Below are 14,947 nucleotides of genomic sequence, written 5' to 3'. Positions count from 1 at the left end.
CGGATCGATTCGGCGGGAATCTCTGGACCACATCATTGTCCTGGGCGAGGTGCATCTGCGCCGCATTCTGAAATCTTACGCCCATTACTATAATGGTACGCACTCACCTATCCTTGAACAAGGACGCGCCGATATCACGTTCCGCCTCGACGGCACGCCGCGCAGACCCCGACGCGTCTTGTCCGCTAGATCTTTCAGGAACAGGGCATTCATCGTGCCCTTCAGCCCGACGTGGAGATGCGTGACGTCGCCCTCCGAAAGCGTGACGATCCGCACGCCGGCGAAGACCATGCGCTTGAAGAGCCCTGCAATGTCCTCTTGATCGCGGCTGAGCCGGTCCGCGGCGTTATGCGCGAGGTAGGGATAGGCGCGAACGACGTCGTCATCGGCCTCAAGGATATGCTAAAATAATTCGGTCTCGCTCTGACGTTGAGCGGCTGCCATGCAGTTTCGAGTGAGCCCGGCCTTCACAGGTCGGGCTTTTGCGTTTCGAAGTTCGATAAGACAGGGGCGGGGCTCGTGCGGAGCGCCTTACCGAAAGGCAAGCACCACAGTCTCGTCGGTCAATTCGCGTCGCAACCACGAAACTCGCGGCATTCCTGTAAGCAATCTTTAAGCCGCACTGGGTACACCTTGTTCAACGAAACGATGGCCACGCCAGGACAAACAGGAGCAGGCTGATGGACACCGAGCAGAAAAACGTCGCTCTGGACGACGAGACGCTGGAGACCGTGAACGGCGCAGGCCTAAAGGAAGCCCTGGGGCGCATCGCCGAGTCGACGATGAGCGATTATCGAAAAGGCGCGGACATCGGTAGCTACGGCGGAGATCTCGGCAGAGGCATCGGCGGCTATGTCGGAGCGAACATCGGTCTGATGAAAGGCATCAAGAACGAGATTTTCTAAGCTCACTCGGCTTATGCTGAAGGAGAAGCCGAACACCGGCCTACCATTGTCAGGGTTCGACGAGGCTTGAGGTTGACGTATCTCCGCTTGCGAGAATGGGCCTAGCCGGAAGGGTGGCCGCTAAGCCTCGTCGGGCATCTTCGCTGCGTACGGCGGTCGACAACAAATAGCTCGCGCCCAAAGGAGCGGGCCTTGTGAATGGTAACAGGCGCGTGCCGCTCGCCAGCCTGCAGCCATCACTCGATGATCCGGATGATGCGGCGTGTGTTCGGATCCACCAGCACGGTGCGTTCGTTCACGACGGTATAGCGATAGCCACTCACGCCGTATCCTACGGGCACCTCACGGTAGCCGGGGGCGATGGTCAGGATCGCCTCGCCAGCATCGCCGACAATCTCAAACGGTGCGCATCAGCGTCGACTTGCCGGAACCGGAGGTGCCGACGATGCCGACGAATTCGCCGGGGCTGATCCTGATCGACACGCCGTCGAGAACGGCGGGGCCGTCGGCGCGATAGATGAGGGGCTCGAGGTCATTGCGATAGTGTCCTTTGCAAGGCGCCGCTCTCGTGCTAGGATACTAACTAATTGATATTGTTCGCATAACATTGATTATGGAATATATTCCTATTTTCCGAACGCCGAAATTCGCTGGTTAAGACCTTGGGAGAAGATATCCAGGTCAGGCACGCGGGCCGCCAGTCGCTTCGTGTTTTCGGCCCAGTCCCGTCCGCTGGTTGCCAGAGTCGCCATATCGCGCTTGATGCCTCCATGACGGCGAACCCGTCTGGATAGCTGACCAGCACCTTGAGAACCGTCACCTGGAAGTTCACTGCCCCACCCGTACCCGGCTTCTGCGAACTTGCTTCCATTACATTTTAGGGACATTCGATAGCCCCTGTCGACCCACGACATTCATCCGCTAAGAAGTTCGGCGGCGCCGCTTCGTGATGGAAGCATTTCGATTCCAGCGCACACGTCACCATCGACCGCCTCTATAATCCGACCTCAGATAGTCTCCGCCATTTCTAGGTACCGGTAGAACGCGTTCGCAAGCGCCATCTGACGAGGCGTACGACAGTCGACTTCGAAAAGACGAGGCGACGCCATCACCACACAGATGCACTTCGCGCGCGAGGTCGCGACGTTCAGCCGATTGGCGCTGTAGAGGAACTCCATCCCGCGCGGCGCATCTGGGTGCTCGGACTCCGGCATGGCTACCGCGGGCCCTGCACGGGAAAGACGCTTTCATCGAGATCCAAGGCTATGCGGATCGCGGCCGCGACCGCGGGCTCACCGTCGACCTGCAATCGCTCGCTCCGCAGGCGCGGAGCGAGCGCCATCAGAAGGTGCCGCGCCGCTCTGCAATCGCCGTCGCCTTGCATTCCGTGGTCCGCGACGTACTCGCCAATCCGCATCAGCGAGTCCGCGAGCACCTGCGTGTCGACGAAGTTAAGGGCGACGACCGCCTCGGGATGAAGTCCGGCGGTATCGGCGCGCTTCTTGATGTCGATCGTGCGGTCGTCCAAGGAGATCGCCACGACGCGTCCGAACTTGTCGCCGCCGACGCTCCTGAGATCGTCGTCAGCCCGGATGTCGGTGTCCTGCAGCGCGAACCGATACCGATGCACCGGTGCCTTGGGCGTCCCGCCGCACGGCTCAAGGAACTCAAGGTCCGCCAGACCGTCCCGCTCGTGAACGGGACGGACTCGTGAACGCATAGAGCGGTTCGAGCTTCTTGATAGAATAGCTGTCGACGCTGGCGCGAACGGCGTGATGCATGACCGAGAACAGGTCGACGAAGATCTCCGCTCGGAGCAGGTCGTCGACCTCGTTCTCACGCGTCGCGTAACGGGCCGAGTCGGTCTTTCGCCATTTTCGTCGCTGGGCCACATGTCAAAATAAGGCCAAAGCAATCATCACAGCTAGCGGCGATATCTCAGCACTGCATTGGCCGCATGCGAGTCCTGCGCTTCTGCTATCTGTCTGATAATAAGCACCTCATGACCCGTCGGGCTGCAGGGGAGGCGTGCCGTGAGTGTGGAAGCTTTCGATGGTTTTCAGCCCCCAGGCCTGGCCCTTCTTGCGCTCCTCCTCGGTCCAGATGATCGGCTTCCAATCGGGCGCCAGCACCAGCCGTGCACCGGCGCTGGCAACCTCTACGCGATTGCCGCCCGGCTCGTAGACATAGAGAAAGAAGGTCTGCTGGACGGCATGCTTGTGCGGACCGGTCTCGATGAACACGCCATTCTCGAGGAAGATGTCAGCGGCACGCAAAATATCCTCGCGGCTGTCGAGCGCGTAGGTGATGTGATGGAAGCGGCCTTTCACCCCGTGCGCCTCCCGCGTGTAGGCGAAGTCGTAACTCTTGTTCGTCGCCGTGAGCCACATGCCGGCTTCGGTGCCGTCGTTCAACACGATCAATTCGGTCGGACGGAAGCCCAGAAAGTGCTGAAAGAATTCCCGGTTCTGTTTGACGTCGACGGCGAGGCAGTTGAAATGATCGAGCCGGCGCACGTTGATGCCACGCGCAGGAAACCGTTGCGCTTGATTCTTCAGGGCCGGCCGCAAAGCGGGAGGCGCTTGGTACCATTCCGTCTCGTAATAGAGCTCGATCAGGTGCCCGTCGGGATCGCGAAATTGATAAGCCGGCCCGTGGCCCAGTTCGCCCTCGTGCCAACCCACTTCGTAGCCTGATCCCTTGAGTGCGTTGACGCGACGTTCCAGTGCCTGCGGGCTGCGGGCGCGAAAGGCGGCATGACCAAGTCCCGACGTCTGCCATGCTGTCAGCTTGAGCGAGTAGCGCTCGTAGTCGTCCCAGCCGCGCAGATAGACGGAATCTCCCCGACGCCCGCTCTCGGTCATTCCCATGACATCGACAAAAAAGCGCAGGCTCGCCTCGGGCTTTGGCGTCAGCAGTTCCAGATGGCCGAGATGCGCCACGTCCATGATCGGCTCGTCGTGCATGTATAAACTCCTCGCTCAGGATCCGAAGATCGAATGACATCCGGCGCTAGGCAGGTTCAATGCCGTGCCGGCGTTTCGCCTGCTCCGCTTCGGCCGAGACCAGATAGCCCACGAACCGGCGCGCCGCCTCCGGATTGGACGACGCACTGCTGACTCCGGCCGAGAACACCGTCATTGCCTGAACCTCCGGAGGCAGCGCGTCGATCACGTCGATGCCCGGCAGATCGAGCAGTTCGCTGAGCTGCTGAAAGCCGAGATCAGCTTCGGCTCGCGCCACCATTTCGCCGACCGGCACACCCGGCGGAGCCTGCAGCGCGCGTGGCGCAATCACGTCGGCGATGCCCCATTTTGCCCAGAGGTGCTTGAGATGGTCGCCGCTCGGCCCACTCGAATAACAAATCCTGCGCGCATTCAGGATCGCCTGCTTGACGGCTTCCTCGTTGGCGACATCGGGCCGTGCCGCGCCGGCGCGCACCGCCATCGCCATCGCTGAGCGCGCGAAATCAGCGCGGCTGCCGGAAACGAGATAGCCTTCCGCTTCCAGTAGCTGCATGACGTTACCGGCGAGAACGACGACATCGGCCGCGTCGCCAGCGCGGATTTTCCTCGCAACCTCCACACCGCCCATCGACGCGAGCACAACCCGGCATCCGGTGCGCTCCTGATAGGAAGCGGCAAGCTCGGCCAGTATCTGCCGCGTCGCCATCGACGAAATGCCAGTGATCTCCAACGTCACGTGCAACTCCGCGCCTATCCTGTTTCAGTCGATATATTTGAGGCCGGCTTTCGCCAGGGGTTCGCGCATATTGTAGAGGTCGAGGCCGAGGACCCCCGCAGCGAGCTTGGCGCGCTTACCCTCCTCGTTCGCCTCGCGCGCGGCCGCAGCCTCGGCCGTCTTCGAGACAATGGCGGCAGGCACGATCACGACGCCGTCATCGTCGGCAACAACCGCATCGCCCGGATTCACTGCGGCTCCCGCACAGACCACGGGCACGTTGACCGAACCGATCGTCGCCTTCACCGTGCCCTTGGCCGAGACGCATTTGCTCCAGACCGGGAAGTCCATCTCGGCCAGCGTTTTCACATCTCGCACGCCGGCGTCGATGACGAGCGCCAACGCCCCGCGCGCCTTGAAACTCGTGGCGAGAAGATCGCCGAAATAGCCGTCGGTGCACTCGGCGGTCAGCGCCGCCACCACGACGTCTCCGGGCTCAACCTGCTCGGCCGCGACATGCAGCATCCAGTTGTCGCCCGGGTGCAGCAGCACGGTGACCGCAGTTCCGGAAATCTGCGCTCCCGGATAGATCGGTCGCATGTACGGCTTCATCAGGCCGAGGCGTCCCATCGCCTCATGCACCGTTGCGACGCCGTAGCGTGCGAGCTTGCCGACGGCGGCGCGATCGGCGCGCAGGACGTTGCGTTTCACGATCCCAAGTTCGGTCATTGGCGTTCCCTGTCAGCGTCCCCGCGCCTTCAGCGCAGCATCGAGCCGCGGATAGACGCGCCGCGCATTGCCTTCGTAGATCTTGTGTCGGTCCTCGGCGCTCAGGATCTGACTAGCCTCGATGTAGCGCCTGGTATCATCGAAATGATGGCCCATCTCCGGATCGATCCCGCGCACCGCACCGATCATCTCACTGGCAAACAGGATGTTGTCAACCGGGATCACTTTGGTGAGCAGGTCGACGCCGGGCTGATGATAGACGCATGTGTCGAAGAACACATTCCCGAGCAGATGCTCGCGCAAGGCGGGCTTTTTGAGCCCCTGCGCAAGGCCACGGTAACGGCCCCAGTGATAGGGCGCGGCACCGCCGCCATGCGGGATGATGAAGCGCAGCGCCGGAAAGTCCTTGAACAGATCGCCCTCGATAAGCTGCATGACGGCCGTCGTATCGGCGTTGATGTAATGCGCACCGGTGGTGTGGAAACAGGCGTTGCAGCTGGTCGAAACGTGAATCATGGCGGGGATGTCGAACTCCACCATCTTCTCGTAGATCGGATACCAAATGCGGTCGGTCAGCGGTGGGCTCTTCCACCATCCGCCGGACGGGTCAGGATTGAGATTGACGGCGATGAAGCCGAAGTCCCTGACGCATCTTTCGAGCTCGGGGATGCATGTCCTCGGATCGGCGCCCGGACTCTGCGGCAGCATCGCAGCACCGGCGAAATGGTCCGGAAACAGACGCGATACCCTGAAGCAGAGCTCGTTGCAGATGGATGCCCATTCCGAGGATATAGCGAAATCGCCGATATGATGCGCCATGAAGCTGGCGCGCGGGCTGAACACGGTCAGATCGATGCCGCGTTCACGCATCAGCCGAAGCTGATTGGTCTCGATGGATTCGCGGAGCTCATCGTCGCTGATCTTCAGGTCGGCCGTGCGCGGTCTCCGCAAAGGATCGGTGATGCCGGCGATCTGCCGGTTCCGCCATGTCTCGAGAGCTTGGGGCGCCGTCGTGTAATGACCGTGACAGTCAATGATCATGTAGGCTCAATCCTCTTTGGAGGCTACCGGGCCGCGCTTGGCGCGAACGACGGCGGCAAGTCAAACCGACCTCGAGAACCTATCATGCAGACAGCATTGTCGTGTCATCCCGCGCTGCAGCAGCGGCCGTTTCGATATCGTAGTCGTAAAGCGTCTTGCGAAACGCGGCGGAGTTGGCGATCTCACGATCGCGCTGGCCCAGATCCCGATATTTCGAATCGTAACGCAAACCGTTCTGACGCGCCTCGGCCTGGATCATGTCCGTGCGGGCTCGTCGTAGCCGCTCGTAGCGCAGCAGCATCCCGGGGGCGCTGGCCGCAGCGCAGCCTTCCAGCAACACGGCGAGCGCAACGCCATCCTCAATGGCTTGATTGGCACCCTGCCCGAGATGCGGCAGCATCGGATGGGCGGCATCGCCCAATAATGCGAGCCGGCCGTTCGTCCATCTCGGGAGAGGCCTGCGGTCATAAAGACCCCACCAGAAGCAGGTCTCGACCTTCGCAAGCAAGCTGGTAACGCGGGGATCCCATCCCGCGAAGGCGGCGGCCAGTTCGTCGCGATCGCCGGACGCGGACCAGGATTCGACGGTCTCGTTCACGGTGGGCACAAAGCCGACATAGTTGAGCAGCCGGCCGCTGCGCACCGGAAACACCATGAAGTGCTTGCCTTCGCCCATCCACACGAGGTGCACCTCTTTCTGCCATTCCGGCACTGCCTCGCTTGCGATCAACCCGCGATAGGCTCGCACGCCGGAATATTCGGGCGGCTGCGGGGCGGTCACGTATTTCTGCAACACGGACTGGATGCCATCGGCGGCAATAACGAGATCAAATTCAGCATGGGCGCCGTTCGAGAAGGCGAGCCTCGCGCCGCCTTCATCTTGCTCGAAGCCCACACAGCGATGACCGGTTCGGATAGAATTCGCAGGCAGATCACGTGCCAATGTGTCGAGCATGTCGGCACGGTGCATGCCGTACATGCCGTTCCAGCCCGCGGAGTCAGTCGTCAGTATGGGGCCCACAACCGTCCCATCCATTCGGCAATATTGGGAGCCGGGGCCAACCTTGGCCCCGACGCCGGCCAACGAGGGCCCAAGGCCCATGCGCTCCAGCTGGCGCAGACTGTTGGGGTAGATGAAGATCCCGGCACCGACTTCGCCGAGCGCCGGCGCCTCCTCATAGACCGTCACGTCGATGCCGCGACGGCGGAGCGCGACCGCGGCAGATAGCCCGCCGATGCCACCTCCGACGATCGCCACCCTCAAGCGCTGGTTCAATTCTGCGGTGCTCATCGGTGTCCTCATGACTGATAAAAAGAACTGTGCCGTCCTTCGACGACCTAGTGGCCTCAAGGACGACGTGGTCGCGCACCCAAATTCTTCGCCGGATAGCGATAATTTCCGAGCGATAGAACGAGAACGATCGCGGCAACCAAAGCGGCACTGAGACCGGCCAGGCCTGTCGTATAGTTGCCGCCGGCATCGAAAGCGTGAGCCATGATCCAGGGACCAGTCCCCGAGCCAAGGGTGAATAGCGCAAGGACGCAGCCGTAGATCACGCCATAATGCGCCATGCCGAAGTAGCGACTGGTCAGATAGGCCATGATGTCCCCCTCGGCACCCAACCCGAGACCAAGCAGCACGGCCGCCAATATCGCAAGCGAGCCGGTGGCGCCGCAACCCAGAATGGCGATGCCGACGAGTGGAACCAAGAAGCAGAATGCGCAGACGTAAGGGCCGTAGAAGCGATCGAGAGCCAGGCCTGACAGCACGCGGCCAACGATCAGCGACGGCCCGGCGACGGCAACCGCAGTTGTTGCGGCACCCGCGTCGATACCGCGGTCGCGCAGGATCGGGACGATGTGTGCGATGGTGCCGTTGACGGCAGCCGCAACGAACATGATCGCCACTGCCAGGAACCAGAACCGATAATTGTGCAACGCCTGGCCCAACGTCATGCCCTCGGCCAGAGCCGCTTCGACGCGCCCCTCCTGCGGTCGCTCGCGCACCAGAAGTGCGACAGAAGGAAATCCAACCAGGAGCAGCAGCGCGCCAAGAGCGAAGTAGGCCTGGCGCCAACCGTACTCGACAACGAAGTAGTGAGTATATTTGGGGGCCAATGCGGCACCGATGCCGATGCCAGCAAGCGTGATGCCCAGCGCAAGGCCACGGCGCCCATCGAACCAGGTCGACACGACGCGCCCGTAGGTCAGGGTGGAATGACAGGCACCGACCAGGCCGAGGAAGCCGTAGAGCAGCATAAACGCCAGCGGGCTCGCTCCGAGCAACCCGCCTGCGGCCGTGGCAAGCGCGAAGATGACAATGGCCGGCAGGGCGACGCGGCGCGCACCGAACCGGTCCAGAGCGACCCCGACGAACGGCATGATGAGCGCGCCGGTCACATGGGCGGTCACGACGGCGGACGCGAGCACGCTCCGTTGCCAGCCGAACTCGGAACTGATCGGCTGCAGCAGCGCGCCGAACGTGAAAAGGATGATGGCACCATTGCCGACGACCAACGCCAGCATCGACCCCAGCACGACGAACCAGCCCGCATAAATCTTTCCCTCGACTGTTTCATCGAGGTCTTGCTCATACGCAGACTCCGTCATCCGTCCTCCCGGCGGCGCCATCGTTGGTAGACGCCATTGAATCGCAGTTGCAGCGCTCAATTGGACTTTAGGGAGGCCAGATTTATTTGACAATTCGCAGATAATATATGAAGCAATATGGATTCCTTATGAATGGATCCGCGCAATGGCCGTCACATTGCGGCAGCTCGAGGCATTTATCGCGGTTGCGGAAACCAACAATTTCACTCGCGCATCCGAACGGCTTGGAATGGCCCAGCCGATGGTGTCGGGACTGGTCCGCGAACTTGAGATTGAGATTGGCTTCCGGCTGTTCGATCGCACCACGCGAAGGGTGCGGCCGACTGATGCTGCCGCCGAATTTCTGACTGATGCGCGTCGCCTGGTCGGCGAAATCGAGAGCGCGATACGACGCGCGAGGGACGTCGGCACACGCAAGCGCGGTCACATCAAGGTCGGGGCTCCGCCTCTTCTCGCCGCGGCGTTGCTACCGGGCGTCATACGGACGTTCGAGCGCTCGTCTCCAGGTGTCGCCGTTACCATCGTAGATCGCTCAGTGGCGGCAATAAACGAGCTGCTGCTTTCCGGAGAAATCGATCTCGCGCTCGGGACTTTCCGCCAAGACGAGGAAGCAATCGTCCGCATCCCCCTCGTTTCCTCGCAGTTCGTGCTGATGTGTCCGGCGGATAATCCGCTAGCAGCCGTTGCTCATCCGCGCTGGAGCGATCTTGCGAATGTTCCGATGATCGCGCTTCGTCGCGGTAACGGCATCCGCGAGCAGATAGAACGAGGCTATGCATCGGCCGGTCTGGATGCGAAACCGGCGTTCGAACTCGACCAGCTGACCACCGTTTTTGCGATGGTCGAGAATGGGTTCGGCATTACAATACTACCGCGCTATGCTCTCGGCGCATTACGTGCGCCGACACTGGTTACACGCCTGCTCGTTGATCCTGTGGTCGCCCGAGAGATCGACGTTGCACACCGGGAAGATCGATCGTTATCCCCGGCCGGCCTCGAGTTTGTGCGGCTCCTTCGGCTCAGTGCGCTAGAGCTTCAACGCCAGACTTCCGAGACAGCCTGAAGCGCCATCAAGCGGCGAGAGGGTCACGCCCTGACCATTAGACGAACAGAGTGATGTCCGGACCTCTTCCTTAGTTGCCAGTCAGCAGCGCGGCGGCGAGCGTCGTGATGAGATTGCACACCAGGGACCCCGCGATGAAGATCGGGGCAAAGGCTGGTGACTGCCCTCCCCGCCCTAGGGCCTTCCTATAGACCTTGCCAAACAAGGCAGTGACCAAATGGCTCCTAAGGCCTGCGAGGCGATGGTTGCGACAAATACGCCAAGCCAGTTTATCTGTCCGATTACATCGAACATTTCTTCCCCCTTAAGAGCGTACGATAAGGCCCGTGCCGGCCTTGTTTGTGAAATCGACGCACGCGCTATAAGCCTGTCCAACTGACAATTTCCGGCAGTTGGTAGCATGGCGCGTCCACGTTTGTTCCGGCTTCTTCAATGCATGCGGCAGATGCGGCCACCGATCACGGCGGCGCCTGGCAGAGGAGATGGAGGTATCCCTGCGTTCGCTCTACCGCGACATCGACAGCCTGCGCGCCGCCGGCGCGCGCATTGAGCGCGAACGTGGCTATGGCTACCGGCTGGTCGACGATTACGCGCTGCCACCACAGACCTTCAAGCGTAGCGATCGAGGCGATCGCCCTTGGAATGGCCGAAGTGAAGGCGATGGGCGATCCGAGAATGTCCGCCGCCGCCGAGGCGGCGCTGTCAAAGGTCGCCGCGAGCCTGCCCGACACTCGCGAACAGCAATTGCTGCATGCCGTTTCGCGAGTGTTCAGACCCCACCGCCGTATGCAGGTGCCGCCCTTCCTTGAGATTATGCGGAAGGCATGCTGGCATGAACATGTCCTTGACATTGCCTATACCGACCAAGCCGGGACCGTCAGCGAGCGCACCATATGGCCGCTGGCCATCGTCTATACCGATCAGAGCTTGACCGCGCCGGCCTGGTGCTGCCTGCGCCAGGACTTCAGGCTGTTCCGTCTGGATCGGTTGCAGCGCGTCGACAAGACCGGCCACAGCTTTCGCCCGCGGCGGGTCCCAATACTGCGCACCTACGTCGCTCAACTTAATGCCCGCACCCAGCGATAGCTGTGAGATCACACCCTCCGTCTCGACGGCGTGCAGTAGGATTTCAGCGCGATGTACCGCGCGGCGGTGCAGACAGACTAGCGGCGGCCTGCGCGAGTCGCTCGACTGCGCGCTCCAGATCGGGTTCGGATATCCGGACAATGGAGGCTGAGTTATCGCGGTAGGGAAAAGAAGCGCGATGCCGGCATCGGACGCGCTGCTGGGCTATCAAGGCTGCTGAGCGTGGGCGCCGAACTCGCCGTCGATGACGAGAATCCGCTGCTCCGCGCTGTCCGCAACAGCGGATAGGATGCGATCAACGACGCCGGGCAGCAGATTGTCCGGCGTCAGCTCGACGTCGCACCGACGCTCACGAGGAGGTCAAGCTTCCCTGACAATCCCGTTAACGAGGCGATCGAGCTCCTGCCTCACTCCATCGCAATTTTACCATCTACGCGAAGATTCTCGGACTTGAGCAGGGACATACGATTGCCGATCCAATCATACGCATGGTCTGCCGATGCTTCTACGCTTTATCACCACCGATCGCGGTTTCGCTCAAGGCAAGCGGAACAGCGGCGCCGCGCGTCGAAGCTAACCGTGATTTCGTCGGCTTAGCTCCAACAATCGCTTCAAGGCCGGGTTGCGCATGCGCCGCCCCTAGGCTAACTGCGGCCCTGCTGGTCAGGTTTTCGGTTTGAACCGGGGGGTCCCCGCTCACCGAGCGCTGAGCATTTCGACAGTCTGATCGAAGCGGCAGTCCCGCTCCGCCCAACGTAGGAAGCTGACACGTTCCACAAGGATCTCTTTGGGAGTCGGCTCCTGCTGAAACAGCGCCATCACCTCGTCCACGAACGCATCGAGGGGCATATACCCGTCACGGGTGGACTGACCGGGTGTGAGCTCCGTTTGGACGCCCGGCGGCGCCAACTCGATCACATCGACCTTGCCTTTGAGTTGCATGCGAAGGGACACTGTATAGGAATGCATCGCCGCCTTGGTGGCGCTGTAGGTCGGCGTTGCACTGAGCGGCACGAAAGCCAGGCCCGACGAGACGTTGACGATCGCCGCATCTGACTGGGCCCCCAGATGGTCGATCAACGCGTTTATGAGCCGAATCGGCGCAAGCAGGTTCGTGACGATCGTCTCTTCGGCGTCGCTGAGATCGCGGCTTCTCGTCAGGTCCTCGCGACGCATGATGCCCGCATTGTTGATCAGGACATTGAGCCCGGGGTGCTCGGCGACCACGCGCCTGGCAAAAGCGGTGATGGCCTCGGGATCTTCAACATCGAGTGTCATTGCGCACATGCGATCTCGGCCGGCGATCGTCTTCTCAAGCGCCTCCCTGCGCCGGCCCGCAACGATCACGGCATTTCCTAGCGCATTGAAGCGCAGCGCCAGCTCGCGCCCGATCCCGGAACCGCCGCCCGTGATGAGAATCGTGTTTCCGGCCATCTTCATTGGCATGCACTCCACTTGATCCGAGGGTGCCGGTCAGACGACGGCGCCATTCGAGAAGACCGTCTGTCCGCTGATCCAGGCGCCGTCCCCGCTGCAGAGTGCGGCGATTGTGTTGGCGATATCGGAAGGCTCGCCGAGGCGGCCCATCGGGGTGCGATCGACAAAACCCTGAATTTGCTGTTCGGTCTTTCCAGCGGTGAAGAGGGTAGTGTTGACCAGCCCGGGAGCGACCGCATTTACGGAGACTTTGCGCGCGCCTAGCTCCTTTGCCAGGACGCTCGCGTACATGTCCTGGACTGCCTTGGTCGCCGCATAGGGGCCATAGGTCGGAGACCGAAGCTGGACGATGCTCGATGAAAGCGTGATGATGCGTCCACCGTCGCGCACGCGCCGCGACGCTTCGCGCAGCACGTTGAAGCTGCCTTTGGCATTGACGGCGAACATTCTGTCGAAATGCTCATCCGTCATGTCGCGGAACGGTGCCAATCGCATGATGCCGGCGTTGCTCACCACCACGTCGACACCGCCGAAGGCGCGGTCGTTCTCGTCGAATAGGCGGCGAACTGCGGCCGGATCGCTGACATCGGCCTGCACCCAGATGGCACGTCCGCCGGCGGCTTCGATCTCGCGAACGACGCCTGCGGCCAGGTCGCGGTTGGCCACGCAATTGACCGTGAGCGCGTAGCCGTCCCGCGCGAGACGCTTGACGGTCGCGGCGCCGATGCCCCGGGAAGAACCTGTCACCAGCGCCACCTTGCTGTTCGATACCTGCGCCGACCGAGTGGTTTGAGCGCTTGCCGGGCCCATCGCCATCATAGCGGGAGCCAGAGCCGCCGCTGTCAGCACAGTCCGTCGCGGCACATCGTTTCGTCCAGCCATCGGAGTTCCTTTCCTGCTCGGGACGTTCCATACCGCTTGGGCCGGTTCGGAGCTTGCCAAGCTATGCGCAAAACTTGCCCAATCCTGCAGCTTGGGTGATTTTCGCTCGCGCCCCCGCTATGATCGATCCGGATCGCTGGAGAGACGCATGGACGCACTCAAAGAGGCCGTACGGACCTATGCTACCGCCCACGCAAACGCTGACGGGCTTGCACCGACTCCCGTTCCTGGGCTGCGGATGATGTGCGTCGAGGCGACGCGCGGCGATCTCCATTCCGTCTACCGGCCGCTGGTTTGCCTGGTTCTACAGGGCGCCAAGCTCATGACTGTGGGTCGAGAACAACGGGTCTTCTCAGCCGGTCAGTCGGTGATCGTGAGCGCCGACATGCCTGTCGTCGGGCGTATCGTGCAGGCGAGCCGGGACGAGCCCTATCTTGCCGTCGCGGTCGAACTCCAACTGACGGTCCTGCGCGAACTCGCCGCGCAGCTGGGCAGGGTCCGCCCCCTACGCCCTTCCCAGACACGCACTCTCTTTGCCGAAGATAGCAACGCCGCTGTTCTGGACTGTGCGTTACGGCTGATGCGGTTGCTGGACCGGCCCGAAGCGACGCCGCTTCTGCACGACGGGATCATGCGGGAGCTGTATTACTGGCTGCTGTCGGGGCAGCATCGCGAGGCGCTGCGGGCCCTTGCCGATCCGGCCAGCTACGCGAGCCGTCTCGGTGCGGCGATCGCAATCCTGAGGGCGGAATACCGATCGTGCATCCGAGTCGAGCGGCTGGCGGCGGCGGCGGGCATGAGCCTCACCGCCTTTCACAAGTATTTCAAGCACATGACATCGCTCACGCCTGGGCAATATCAGAAGCGGCTCCGGCTAGTCGAAGCGCGCCGCCTCATGCTTGAACAAGGCTTCTCGGCAAGCAGCGCCGCATTCGACGTGGGCTACGAGAGCATCTCGCAATTCACTCGCGAATATGGCCGCCTGTTCAAGGCGTCGCCGAAGCGTGACGTCCTCCGCGTGCTAGACTGGCCACAGAAGTCGAATGGAGCAATCCATCCAATTCCTGCTGCTCAATTGGTCGCGGAATGGAGCAGCGACACCAATAGTTGACATGTGAGTGTCGTTCGCATTCCTCAAGCGCCTGGGCGCGCGACAAGTTCGTTCGGAACCTTGGCCCATTGAGGACGCGATCGCGAAGCATCACGCGGCGGCGGTGTGTGTCAACCGGTGCGCCGAAATCGCCATCCACAGGCCAAGAGTCGCCGGGAGACCACCGATCAGGAACACGGACGAATAGCCCGAGTGATCGGCCAGCACGCCGAGGAGCGACTGTGTGTACCGAAAACCTTATCCGAGTTGATGATGTAATGGAATCGCCTAAGCTCGCGGAATGATCGGGCTGCTTTGTTTCGTACTGGCCGTCTTGGCTTCGCCTCTCAAGTCGAAGAGCCGACTTGAAGCAGAGAATGCGGCGCTCAGACATCAGTTGATTGTCTTGAGGCGTAGGCTGCA

The 14,947-nt window shown here is 61.7% G+C and carries 15 protein-coding genes and 4 pseudogenes; 6 read left to right on the top strand and 13 right to left on the bottom strand.

From position 1 onward, the window contains the following. Positions 1–156: 156 nt before the first annotated feature. Positions 157–312, bottom strand: a pseudogene (locus AC5ZG1_RS42145) (recombinase family protein); the annotation flags it as partial. On the opposite strand from AC5ZG1_RS42145, the gene AC5ZG1_RS42140 reads away from it, so the two are divergent. Together AC5ZG1_RS42140 and AC5ZG1_RS42135 are read left to right on the top strand one after the other, a co-directional pair. Further along, positions 238–411, top strand: coding sequence for a hypothetical protein (locus tag AC5ZG1_RS42140; RefSeq protein ID WP_496136343.1), 174 nt, complete (start codon positions 238–240; stop codon positions 409–411). The pseudogene AC5ZG1_RS42145 and the gene AC5ZG1_RS42140 overlap by 75 nt on opposite strands. A 269-nt stretch (positions 412–680) precedes the next feature. Continuing rightward, on the top strand, positions 681–905 hold the full coding sequence (locus tag AC5ZG1_RS42135; protein WP_130229286.1) for a hypothetical protein: 225 nt from the start codon (positions 681–683) through the stop codon (positions 903–905). Between the two features lie 236 nt (positions 906–1,141). On the opposite strand, the gene AC5ZG1_RS42130 is transcribed toward AC5ZG1_RS42135, so the two are convergent. The 10 genes and pseudogenes from AC5ZG1_RS42130 to AC5ZG1_RS42085 all read right to left on the bottom strand — a co-directional run bounded on the left by AC5ZG1_RS42130 (position 1,142) and on the right by AC5ZG1_RS42085 (position 8,966). Beyond that, positions 1,142–1,246: a DUF1236 domain-containing protein gene (locus AC5ZG1_RS42130; protein WP_349645123.1), complete on the bottom strand. Its 105-nt coding sequence runs from the start codon at positions 1,244–1,246 to the stop codon at positions 1,142–1,144. A gap of 55 nt (positions 1,247–1,301) precedes the next feature. Then, complete coding sequence (locus tag AC5ZG1_RS42125) at positions 1,302–1,388, bottom strand: ATP-binding cassette domain-containing protein (protein ID WP_496136344.1); 87 nt, start codon at positions 1,386–1,388, stop codon at positions 1,302–1,304. A gap of 158 nt (positions 1,389–1,546) precedes the next feature. Beyond that, positions 1,547–1,737, bottom strand: a pseudogene (locus AC5ZG1_RS42120) (hypothetical protein); the annotation flags it as partial. A 384-nt stretch (positions 1,738–2,121) separates the two neighbouring features. Further along, complete coding sequence (locus AC5ZG1_RS42115; RefSeq protein ID WP_496136342.1) at positions 2,122–2,625, bottom strand: hypothetical protein; 504 nt, start codon at positions 2,623–2,625, stop codon at positions 2,122–2,124. A 280-nt stretch (positions 2,626–2,905) separates the two neighbouring features. After that, positions 2,906–3,871: a catechol 2,3-dioxygenase gene (locus tag AC5ZG1_RS42110; RefSeq protein ID WP_496136341.1), complete on the bottom strand. Its 966-nt coding sequence runs from the start codon at positions 3,869–3,871 to the stop codon at positions 2,906–2,908. Positions 3,872–3,917: 46 nt separating this feature from the next. Continuing rightward, entirely contained in the window at positions 3,918–4,607 is a 690-nt protein-coding gene (locus AC5ZG1_RS42105) for a substrate-binding domain-containing protein (RefSeq protein ID WP_456645120.1), read from the bottom strand. Between the two features lie 24 nt (positions 4,608–4,631). Next, on the bottom strand, positions 4,632–5,315 hold the full coding sequence (ligK, locus tag AC5ZG1_RS42100) for a 4-carboxy-4-hydroxy-2-oxoadipate aldolase/oxaloacetate decarboxylase (protein WP_456645119.1): 684 nt from the start codon (positions 5,313–5,315) through the stop codon (positions 4,632–4,634). Between the two features lie 12 nt (positions 5,316–5,327). Further along, the gene (locus AC5ZG1_RS42095; RefSeq protein WP_496136340.1) at positions 5,328–6,356 is read right to left on the bottom strand and encodes an amidohydrolase family protein; all 1,029 of its coding nucleotides are present in this window, start codon (positions 6,354–6,356) and stop codon (positions 5,328–5,330) included. Between the two features lie 82 nt (positions 6,357–6,438). After that, the gene (locus AC5ZG1_RS42090) at positions 6,439–7,647 is read right to left on the bottom strand and encodes an FAD-dependent oxidoreductase (protein WP_496136339.1); all 1,209 of its coding nucleotides are present in this window, start codon (positions 7,645–7,647) and stop codon (positions 6,439–6,441) included. Between the two features lie 56 nt (positions 7,648–7,703). Beyond that, on the bottom strand, positions 7,704–8,966 hold the full coding sequence (locus AC5ZG1_RS42085; protein ID WP_496136338.1) for an MFS transporter: 1,263 nt from the start codon (positions 8,964–8,966) through the stop codon (positions 7,704–7,706). Positions 8,967–9,123: 157 nt separating this feature from the next. Between AC5ZG1_RS42085 and AC5ZG1_RS42080 the strand changes: the two genes are divergently transcribed. The 3 genes and pseudogenes from AC5ZG1_RS42080 to AC5ZG1_RS42070 form a co-directional block, all read left to right on the top strand. Beyond that, the gene (locus AC5ZG1_RS42080) at positions 9,124–10,029 is read left to right on the top strand and encodes a LysR family transcriptional regulator (RefSeq protein ID WP_496136337.1); all 906 of its coding nucleotides are present in this window, start codon (positions 9,124–9,126) and stop codon (positions 10,027–10,029) included. Between the two features lie 400 nt (positions 10,030–10,429). Next, a pseudogene (locus AC5ZG1_RS42075) lies at positions 10,430–11,115 on the top strand (helix-turn-helix transcriptional regulator). Between the two features lie 186 nt (positions 11,116–11,301). Beyond that, positions 11,302–11,487, top strand: a pseudogene (locus tag AC5ZG1_RS42070) (TrbI/VirB10 family protein); the annotation flags it as partial. Positions 11,488–11,811: 324 nt separating this feature from the next. Here the strand turns inward: AC5ZG1_RS42070 and AC5ZG1_RS42065 are convergent. Both AC5ZG1_RS42065 and AC5ZG1_RS42060 read right to left on the bottom strand, forming a co-directional pair. Then, entirely contained in the window at positions 11,812–12,555 is a 744-nt protein-coding gene (locus AC5ZG1_RS42065) for an SDR family oxidoreductase (protein WP_496136336.1), read from the bottom strand. Between the two features lie 33 nt (positions 12,556–12,588). Further along, the gene (locus tag AC5ZG1_RS42060) at positions 12,589–13,434 is read right to left on the bottom strand and encodes an SDR family oxidoreductase (protein ID WP_456645113.1); all 846 of its coding nucleotides are present in this window, start codon (positions 13,432–13,434) and stop codon (positions 12,589–12,591) included. Between the two features lie 148 nt (positions 13,435–13,582). On the opposite strand from AC5ZG1_RS42060, the gene AC5ZG1_RS42055 reads away from it, so the two are divergent. Then, entirely contained in the window at positions 13,583–14,545 is a 963-nt protein-coding gene (locus AC5ZG1_RS42055; RefSeq protein ID WP_496136335.1) for an AraC family transcriptional regulator, read from the top strand. Positions 14,546–14,947: the final 402 nt, after the last annotated feature.

The organism is Bradyrhizobium sp. Leo78 (assembly GCF_059512425.1).
The sequence above is the reverse complement of the archived record's forward strand: the minus strand, read 5'-3'. Positions and strand labels throughout refer to the sequence as shown.